7 protein-coding genes and 1 pseudogene are annotated in these 8,832 nt (G+C 67.9%); 2 read left to right on the top strand and 6 right to left on the bottom strand.

The features are described from left to right. From DWF00_RS29190 to DWF00_RS23965, 6 genes and pseudogenes are all read right to left on the bottom strand, one after another. Positions 1-604, bottom strand: a pseudogene (locus tag DWF00_RS29190) (hypothetical protein); the annotation flags it as partial. Positions 605-729: 125 nt separating this feature from the next. Further along, complete coding sequence (locus DWF00_RS23985) at positions 730-1,629, bottom strand: polysaccharide deacetylase family protein (RefSeq protein ID WP_114830978.1); 900 nt, start codon at positions 1,627-1,629, stop codon at positions 730-732. A 128-nt stretch (positions 1,630-1,757) separates the two neighbouring features. After that, entirely contained in the window at positions 1,758-3,461 is a 1,704-nt protein-coding gene (locus DWF00_RS23980; RefSeq protein WP_114830979.1) for a dipeptide ABC transporter ATP-binding protein, read from the bottom strand. A gap of 223 nt (positions 3,462-3,684) precedes the next feature. Continuing rightward, positions 3,685-4,563 (bottom strand): ABC transporter permease, encoded by an 879-nt coding sequence (locus DWF00_RS23975; protein ID WP_114830980.1) that lies wholly within the window; start codon positions 4,561-4,563, stop codon positions 3,685-3,687. A gap of 33 nt (positions 4,564-4,596) precedes the next feature. Next, positions 4,597-5,568: an ABC transporter permease gene (locus DWF00_RS23970; RefSeq protein ID WP_114830981.1), complete on the bottom strand. Its 972-nt coding sequence runs from the start codon at positions 5,566-5,568 to the stop codon at positions 4,597-4,599. A 22-nt stretch (positions 5,569-5,590) separates the two neighbouring features. Then, complete coding sequence (locus DWF00_RS23965) at positions 5,591-6,292, bottom strand: creatininase family protein (protein ID WP_114830982.1); 702 nt, start codon at positions 6,290-6,292, stop codon at positions 5,591-5,593. A 113-nt stretch (positions 6,293-6,405) separates the two neighbouring features. Between DWF00_RS23965 and DWF00_RS23960 the strand changes: the two genes are divergently transcribed. Both DWF00_RS23960 and DWF00_RS23955 read left to right on the top strand, forming a co-directional pair. Then, the gene (locus DWF00_RS23960; RefSeq protein ID WP_114830983.1) at positions 6,406-6,942 is read left to right on the top strand and encodes a MarR family winged helix-turn-helix transcriptional regulator; all 537 of its coding nucleotides are present in this window, start codon (positions 6,406-6,408) and stop codon (positions 6,940-6,942) included. Positions 6,943-7,149: 207 nt separating this feature from the next. Next, positions 7,150-8,742 carry an ABC transporter substrate-binding protein gene (locus DWF00_RS23955; protein ID WP_114830984.1) on the top strand — a complete coding sequence of 531 codons (1,593 nt, stop codon included), beginning with the start codon at positions 7,150-7,152 and terminating at the stop codon, positions 8,740-8,742. The last annotated feature ends 90 nt before the right edge of the window (positions 8,743-8,832 follow it).

The raw sequence follows: 8,832 nt of genomic DNA, 5'->3' as shown, positions 1-8,832 counted from the left end.
GGTTCGGCTGGACCGATTGCGGGGCCGGGGCGGTGCGAGGCACGCCGGGCTGCGGCGCAGCGGCCGGCGGAACCGGGGCGGGAGCCGGTGGCGCGGCGCGGCGCTGCTCCGGCGCGCCTCCGGGGACGACTTGGCCCGGAACGGGCTGTCCCGGTGCGGTGCGCAGGGCCGGCGGCTGCCCCGGCGCGGGGGCCGGACGTTGGGTGGGAACACTTTCAGGCGTGGCGATCGGCGGCACCGGGCGCGGCATGGCCGGCTCGCGGCGCGGCTCGGCTGCTGCCGGCGGGCGCGGCGCGATGGGGGCAGTGGCGCCAGGCGCTACCGGTGGAGCCGGGCGCTGGACCGCGGGCGGCGCGCCGGGCGCCGGGCGCTGCACGGCGGGGGGAGCGCCGGGAGGCGGGCCGCCCGGAGCCGGGCGGGCATCGCCGGGGCCACGCTGCTGGCCGGGCGGCCGGCGGCGGCCATCGGGCTGATCGTCGGAGGGGGCCGGAGCCTGGGCGATCCGGATTGGCCCCTGCCCCGGTTCCTGCGCGCGGCCGCTCTGGGCGAGCGTCAGCGCGGGCAGGATGGTGCCGAGGAGGAGCCAGCTTTTGGTGCGCGTCATGAGGTTTCCGTCCCGTTTCGGTTGCCGGGATCAGAGCGTTGGCGCACTGAACCCGGGCTGAACCGAAAACGGCCGAAATCGGGCAGTGTTCCTCCCCGCGCGCAGCCTTTCAGCGACCCAGACCGTCAGAGCCCGGCTTCGTCCTTCACATATTGGGCGATCTCGGCATGGCTGGCGAACCAGACATCGCCCTTGGCCTTGGCGTGGCGGACCAACTCCTCGAGTATCCAGAAGCGCGAGCGGTAGGTGATGACATGCGGGTGCATGGTCAGCAGGAAGAGCCCGCCATCCTCATAGGCGCCGTCGAACTCGCGGCGGAAGATGTCGAAGACGGTCTCAGGGCCGGTATAGGGCCGCAGCGCCTGGAAGCGGTTCATGTTGAAGTAGACCGCGTCGTCGCGGATCCACTCGACCGGGAGCTCGACCATGCCGGTCGCCTCGCCCTTGTCGATCAGCTCATAGGGGTCCTCGTCGGCGAAGAGCGAGGAATCGTAGAGCAGGCCGAGCTCACGCTGGATCTGGAGCGTGACTTCCGAAAAATCCCAGGACGGGGTGCGCATGCCGACGGGCCGGACGCCGGTGAGCTTCTCCAGCGTGTCGGCCGAGCGCAGATGCAGCTCGCGCTCGTTCGCAGGGGGCACCTTGGTGTTGACCTCGTGGATCCAGCCGTGCAGGCCGATCTCATGGCCCTCGGCAATGACCTGCTTCTGCTCTTCCGGATGCAGCAGCGCGGCGACGGCGGGGACGAAGAAGGTTGCCTTGATGTCCTCGCGCCTGAGCATCTTCAGGATGCGGGGCACGCCGACGCGGGTGCCGTACTCGCCCCAGGAGAGGCGCCCGACCGACTGGCCGCCATCGCGCAGCTCGTTGGTCTCATGGTCGGCGTCGAAGGACAGAGCCACGGCGCAGCGCGCGCCGTTCTTCCATTTTTTGGGCTTCAGGTTGCGGCCGGCGCGGACGCGGTCGACCTTGCCCCGCCAGACCTCCTCAGGCCATTGCCAGCATTCCTGTTCGGGTTGGGTCATTGGTCAGGCTCCTTCCGCCGTCAGGGCTTCAACGTCATTGCGAGCGCAGCGAAGCAATCCAGGGGCAGCCAAGCACCCAGTCTTCCTGGATTGCTTCGCTGCGCTCGCAATGACGAGATGGTCATCGCTCAGGCGACCGGCAGCACCGGCACAGCGGCAAGCAGGCGCTTGGTGTAGTCGTGCTGCGGGTGATCGTAGATCCCGCCGGCCAGGCCCTCCTCGACGATCTTGCCGCGATACATGATCGCGACCCGGTCGCAGAGATGGCGCACCACCGAGAGGTCATGCGAGATGAAGATCAGGGTCAGGTTCAGCTCGGAGCGCAGGCGGATCAGGAGGTTGATGATCTGCGCCTGGATGGAGACGTCGAGCGAGGCGACCGGCTCGTCGCAGACCACGACGTCGGGCTGCATCGCGAGCGCGCGGGCGATGGCGACGCGCTGGCGCTGGCCGCCGGAGAACTGGTGCGGGTAGCGGTCGGCGAAGGCGGGATCAAGCCCGACCGCCGCGAGCCAGGCCCGGACATACTCGGCTGACTCGGCCGTCGAGACGATGCCATGCGTGATTGGGCCCTCGGCGATGCTCTCGCCGATGCGCATGCGCGGGTTGAGCGATGCGAACGGGTCCTGGAAGATGGTCTGGACGCGGGTCGTGGTCTTGTGCGGGCGCTCGCCCGAACTCATCACCGCCTCGCCATCGAGCAGCACCGTGCCGGCATTCGGCGCGTAGATGCCCGCCGCCATGCGCCCGAGCGTCGACTTGCCGGAGCCGGATTCACCGACGAGGCCCAGCGCCTCGCCGCGGGTGACTGTCAGGCTGACGGAATCGACCGCCTGGACGCCGTGCGGCGGCTGGGCCAGGCCGAGCTTCTGCATCAGCAGGCGGATCGGGCCGGGGTCTTCCTGGAAGCGCTTGCTGACCAGCTCCATGGTGAAATAGGGCACGCCGGGCTTGGGCTCGCGGCGGGCTTCCGCGTGCAGGCGCGGCGGCGGGGCGGCATCAGTGACGCCGGCGCCGCGCGCCAGCAACTGGCCGGGCTTGGCGCGCGAGGGCAGCGAGTCGAGCAGGCCCTGCGTGTAGGGATGCTTCGGCTTGGTCAGCACGTCCAGCACCGGACCGGCCTCGACGATCTTGCCGTAGCGCATGACGCAGACATGGTCGGCGATCGAGGCGACGGTGGCGAGGTCGTGGCTGATCCAGATCAGCGCCGTGCCGAGCTCGGCGACGAGCTCTTTCATCTCGGCCAGGATCTCGGCCTGGATGGAGACGTCGAGCGCGGTCGTCGGCTCGTCGCAAATGATCAGCTTGGGCCGGTGCAGCAGCGCAATCGCGATGGCGACGCGCTGGCGCATGCCGCCGGAGAACTGGTGCGGGTAGAAATCGACCTTCTGCTCGGGGTCGGGGATGCGGACCTGCGCCAAGGCGGCGATGGCGCGCTTGCGGCCTTCCGCGCCTGAGACCTTCTCATGCGCTTCGAGCGCGAGCAGGATCTGGGCGCCGATGGTCAGCACCGGGTTCAGTGTCATCAGCGGGTCCTGGAAGACCATCGAGATGGTCTTGCCGCGAATGCGCCTGAGCTCCGAGACCGGCAGGCCGACGAGCTCGCGGCCCTCCAGCCTGATCGAGCCGCTCTCGACCTTCCCCGGCGGGTCGATCAGGCCGATGATCGAGAAGCCGGTGATGCTCTTGCCCGAGCCGGATTCGCCGACGAGACCCATGACCTCGCCGCGCTTCAGCGCGAAGGAGACGCCGTCGACCGCCTTCACCACGCCGGCGCGGGTGCGGAAATAGGTGACGAGGTCGGTGACGGCGAGGAGCGGGGCGTCGGTCATGGTGACCTCTCCGGCGAAGGATGAGGCTCCTCCCTTCCCCCTTGCGGGGAAGGGCATGGGGATGGGGGGCGAGCGACTGGGTGCTGCGCTGCTTGTATTGGCGAAACAGCGGAAGAGCAGGAGGGGGAGCTTTGACTTTTCGCCCCCCACCCCTTCCCCTCCCCGCAAGGGGGAGGGGTTTCCCGTGCCTTGCTCCGCATGGCCTGTTCGAAACGACGCCCGCTCATCGCTTCAGCCTCGGATTGACCTGGTCGCGGATCTGGTCGCCGACGAGGTTGATGGCGACGATCAGGATGATCAGCGCGATGCCGGGATAGATCGAGATCCAGTAGCGGCCCGACAGCATGTACTGGAAGCCGTTCGAGATCAGCATGCCGAGCGAGGGCTCGGTCACCGGCAGGCCCACGCCGAGAAAGGACAGCGTCGCCTCCAGCGCGATGGCGCTCGCGACCTGCACGGTCGCGACCACGATCAGCGGCGGCAGGCAGTTCGGCAGAATGTGGCGCCAGATGACGCGATGCGCCGGCAGCGGCGTCGAGAAGGCAGCCTCGACATAGTCCTTGCCGCGCTCGGCCGCCGCGGCGCCATGGGCGGTGCGGGCGAAATAGGCGTATTGCGCGGCGGCGAGCGCCGCGATGAGCTGCGCCTTGCCCTGGCCGAGCAGCGCCGAGATCACCAGCGCGAGCAGGATCGCCGGGAAGGCGAGCTGCAGGTCGATGACCCGCATGATGAAGGCCTCCCAGCGCCCGCCGAGATAGGCGGCGGTGATGCCGAGCGCCGAGCCGACGCTGAATGCGAAGGCGCCGGCGATCAGGCCCATCTGCAGGGAGATGCGCAGGCCGTAGAGGATGGCCGAGAGGAGGTCGCGCCCCTGCGCGTCGGTGCCGAGGATATGGGTGTAGCCGCTGGAGCCGACATAGCCGGGTGGGCGGCGCGCATCCATCAGCGGCAGGTTGGCGAGGTCATAGGGGTCCTGCGGCGCAACCAGCGGGGCTGCGAGCGCAAGGCCTATCATCAAGAGCACGACGATGAGCGCGATGAGCGCCGTCTTGCTCTCGGCGAACTCGCTCCAGAAGCGGGCGACGGGTGAGGCGCGGTCCATCAGGTTTCTTGCCCCATCAGATTTCTTGCCCCATCAGGCCCTGCCCTTCCGCAGGCGCGGATCGAGCGCGACATAGGTCAGGTCGACCAGGAAGTTGATGGTGATGAAGACGAAGGCGACGAGCATGAGGTAGGCGACCATGACGGGCCGGTCGAGCGAGGTGATGGAGTCGATGATCAGCTTGCCGATGCCGGGCCAGGAGAAGATCGTCTCGGTGACCACCGCGAAGGCGAGCGTCGAGGCGAATTCGAGGCCGAAGACGGTGACGATCGGGATCGCGATCAGGCGCAGCACGTGCCGGCGCAGCACGGTCCACTCGGAGAGGCCGGCGGCGCGGGCGAACTTCACCGTGTCGGTCAGCATGACCTCGCGCGTGCCGGCGCGTGCCAGGCGCGTCATCAGCGCGAGCTTGAAGAAGGCGAGGTTGAGCGCCGGCAGCAGGAGATGGGTCCAACCGTTCAGCGTCAGGAAGCTCCATTGCACGCCGAAGAGCGAGGCGGTGTCGCCGCGCCCGCCGGCCGGCAGCCATTGCAGCTCGACGGCGAAGGCGATGATCAGGACGAGGCCGATCCAGAAGGTCGGCACGGAGAAGCCGAGGATCGAGATCGCCATGATCAGCTTGGAGAGGAAGCTATCCGGCTTGTAGCCGGCATAGATGCCGGCGGGCACGCCGATCGCGGCGGCGCCGATGACGGCGGTCAAGGTCAGCTCCAGCGTCGCCGGCAGGCGCGACAGGATGAGTTCGAGCACCGGCATGCCGAAGACGAAGGAGCGGCCGAAATCGCCGTGCAGCACGCGGCCGAGGAAGGTGAAGTACTGCTCCCAGAGCGGCCGGTCGAGCCCGTAATAGGCGATGGTCTGCTGGCGGATCTCCTGGGTGACGTCGGGCCCGATCAGCACGTCGATCGGGTTGCCGATGGCGTAGACGCCGACGAAGACCAGCGCCGACATGACGAGCATGACGAACAGCGCCTGGAGGATGCGCTCGATGATGTGGGTCAGCATGTGAGGCGCCGCTGGCGCGCGATCACGGCCAGCCCTCCTCGATCACGGCGCGCGTCTCCTCGACGCCGACCTGCCAGAGGCTGAGCATCTCGTTGTCGGAGCGCTGGTAGCGGCCCCAGAAATTGCCGTCGCCGAGGATCTCGCGCTTCTTCGCCGGGTTCGAGGCGAGGTAGAGCGGGCGGTCGAAGGGCGGCTTGACCTCGTCGGGCATGGCGACGCCCTCGAGCCGCGTCCAGGGGAAGTTCTCCATCCAGGAGGCGTGCGAGGCGGCGGGATCGACCGCCTTGACCGCGGCCTGGAAGCGCGGGCCGGCCCACCAGTCGTGCAGCTTGACGCTGGCGTCAGTCCGCTTGCCCATCCATTCCGTGCAGAAGGTCATGACCGGGTTGTTGCCGCCATGGCCATTGACCAGCACGATGCGGCGGAAGCCGGAGCGGTAAAAGCCCTCCAGCATGTCCTCGATCAGCGCGACATAGGTGCTCATCCGGATCGAGACCGTGCCGGGATAGGCGGCGAAGCTCGGCGTCATGCCATAGGCCAGCACGGGGAAGACCGGCAGCCCAAGCGGGTCGGCCGCGTCGTTCGCGACCTTCTCGGCCAGGATCGCGTCGGTCGCGAGGCTGAGATAGGCGTGTTGCTCGACGCAGCCGAGCGGCAGCACGCAGCGATCGTCGCGCTTGGCCTGCTCCTCAACCTGCATCCAGTTCATTTCGGCGACGCGCAACGGCCCGTTCCTTGCTAGCATCAGGATCGACGCTGCATCCTTGACTCCCGCTCCGAAGCCCGTCAAGTTCCATTTGGAACTAAATCGGTGGAGCCAGACTGGGAAGCTAGACCATGCGCCGTGCCCCGACCGCCCTGTCGCGACTGGACCGCGAGCGTGAGGCCGCGCTGCGCGATCTCGACCCGCTCACCATCACCAAGCTGTGGGACAATGCCTGCTGGCTGTCCTTCCGGCTCAACTTCGTCGCCTTCCGCTTCAACGACCCGGTCTATCGCTGGATCGAGACGCGCTACGGCCTCGTCCGGCCCGAGTTCGTCGCGCTCTATGCGGTCGGCTTACGGGAGGGCGTGGCGGCCAAGAACATCGTCGCCTCCTCCGGCCTGCCCAAGAACACGCTCAGCCGCGCCATCCAGAAGCTGCTGACGCGGCGCCTGCTCAAGCGCGAGACCGACCAGGACGACCTGCGCAGCTACGTGCTGCGCCTGACCCCTGCCGGCCGCGCCATCTTCGACGAGACCCTGCCGATCATGGTCGATCAGCAGAGCGCCATGCTCGCCGCCCTCACCGAGGCCGAGCAGCGCACGCTCTGCGAGCTGATGGACAAGCTCGTCATCGCCTCGCCGACCTGGCCCACCGATCTCGACGGCTAACGCACAGACATAGCCCGGAGGAACCGAACGGTCTTTCCAAAGACCGCTGCAAATATGGTGATATGTTACTGCTGAACCGCCTCGATTGAGAACGGACGGCAGGCGCGGATCACCTATCGTGCCGCCGCAAAGCAGAGCGAAGAAGCTGCCAGCCGGCGCGCCTGTATCCAGACCAAACGACCATCTCAGTCTTCAGGGGAACCCGCCATGAACATCGCTCCGACCTTCCGAAAGCTCGCCCTCGCGGCCGTGCTCAGCGCCGGCGTCTCCGGCGCCGCCATCGCCCAGACCCTCACGATCGGCGTGCGCGCCGGCCCGGAATCGATCGACCCGCACTACACCGCGACCGGCACCCATGCCGAGACGCTGAAGCACGTCTTCGACACGCTGACCTGGTCCGGCGACAAGCTGCAGATCGAGCCGCGCCTCGCCACGAGCTGGAAGGCGATCGAGCCCAACGTCTGGGAGTTCAAGCTGCGCTCCGGCGTCAAGTTCCATGACGGCTCGGACTTCACCGCCGAGGACGTCAAGTTCTCGATCGAGCGCATCCCGACCGTGGCCGGCCCGAACCCGACGACGATCTACGTGCGCCGCGTCAAGGAGGTGAAGATCATCGACCCGCTGACGGTCCACATCGTCACCGACGGCCCGGCGCCGAACCTGCCGAACGACTTCATCCGCCTGTTCATCGTCTCGCACAAGGCCGCCGCCGGCCTGACCAAGGACACGGCCAACGAGGCCTTCAACTCGGGCAAGGCCGCGATCGGCACCGGCCCGTACAAGTTCGTCTCGTGGACGCCGAAGGACCAGCTCGTGCTCGAGCGCTTCGACGGCTACTGGGGTCCGAAGGAGCCCTGGGCCAAGGTCGTCCGCAAGGAGCTGCCGAACGACGCCGCCCGCGTCGCCCAGCTCAAGGCCGGCCAGGTCGACCTGATCGTGCGCGCGCCGGCCTCCGACGTGCCGACGCTGAAGCGCGACCCGAAGCTGACCGTCGTCTCGATCGAGACGGTCTACGTCTTCAACATGGAGCTCGACATGCGGGACAAGAGCCCGCAGATCAGCGCCAAGGACGGCTCGGCCCTGCCGAAGAACCCGCTGCAGGACGTGAAGGTGCGCGAGGCGATCGACCTCGCGATCGACCGGCCGGCGCTCGCCCAGATCGCCATGGAAGAGCTCGGCGCTCCGGTGAACCAGCTGGTGACCGACAGCATCGCCGGCTTCAACAAGTCGCTGCCGCCGCTGAAGCCCGACCTCAACAAGGCCAAGGCGCTGCTGACCGAGGCCGGTTATCCGAACGGCTTCAAGATCACCTTCTCCTTCACCAATGACCGCCTGCCCGGCGACCGCCAGGTCGGCACCTCGATCGCGCAGATGCTGGCGCGCATCGGCCTCGACGTCGCCGCCAACGCCCAGCCGAGCGCCGTCTACTTCCCGACCCGCGCCCGCTCCGAATACTCGATGTCGATGTCGGGCTGGGGCACGCTGACCGGCGAAGCCAACTACACGCTGTCCTCGCTGGTCCATTCCTTCGATCCGGAGAAGAAGCTCGGCGCCTTCAACCTGCAGGGCTACAAGAACCCGACCGTCGACAAGCTGATCGAGGACGCCTCGATCGAGATGGACGAGCCGAAGCGCAACCAGTTCCTGGCCGAGGTCAACGCCATCGTCGCCAAGGACCGGCCGCGCCTGCCGATCGTCGCGATCGGTTCGGCCTGGGCGATGCAGAAGGACAAGGTGACGATCGCCCCGCGCGTCGACGAGGACACGCTGGCGATGGACATCAAGCCCGCCAAGAAGTGAGGCTCGGCCGCGTCAGAACCGGCCTCGGCACGTTCCGGGGCCGGATCATAGCGCGCTGGCCGGGTATCCGGCATGCAAGGGAAGACTAAC

The sequence above is a fragment of the Allobosea caraganae genome (genome assembly GCF_003351345.1).
Taxonomy (GTDB): Bacteria; Pseudomonadota; Alphaproteobacteria; order Rhizobiales; family Beijerinckiaceae; genus Allobosea; species Allobosea caraganae.
This window is presented reverse-complemented; position numbering and strand designations above follow the sequence as displayed.

What these genes read in the sequence shown, in the direction of transcription:
- DWF00_RS23985 (WP_114830978.1), bottom strand. Translation starts at nt 1,629, where the DNA reads ATGACCCAACCCGAACAGGAATGCTGGCAATGGCCTGAGGAGGTCTGG.
- DWF00_RS23980 (WP_114830979.1), bottom strand. Translation starts at nt 3,461, where the DNA reads ATGACCGACGCCCCGCTCCTCGCCGTCACCGACCTCGTCACCTATTTC.
- DWF00_RS23975 (WP_114830980.1), bottom strand. Translation starts at nt 4,563, where the DNA reads ATGGACCGCGCCTCACCCGTCGCCCGCTTCTGGAGCGAGTTCGCCGAG.
- DWF00_RS23970 (WP_114830981.1), bottom strand. Translation starts at nt 5,568, where the DNA reads ATGCTGACCCACATCATCGAGCGCATCCTCCAGGCGCTGTTCGTCATG.
- DWF00_RS23960 (WP_114830983.1), top strand. Translation starts at nt 6,406, where the DNA reads ATGCGCCGTGCCCCGACCGCCCTGTCGCGACTGGACCGCGAGCGTGAG.
- DWF00_RS23955 (WP_114830984.1), top strand. Translation starts at nt 7,150, where the DNA reads ATGAACATCGCTCCGACCTTCCGAAAGCTCGCCCTCGCGGCCGTGCTC.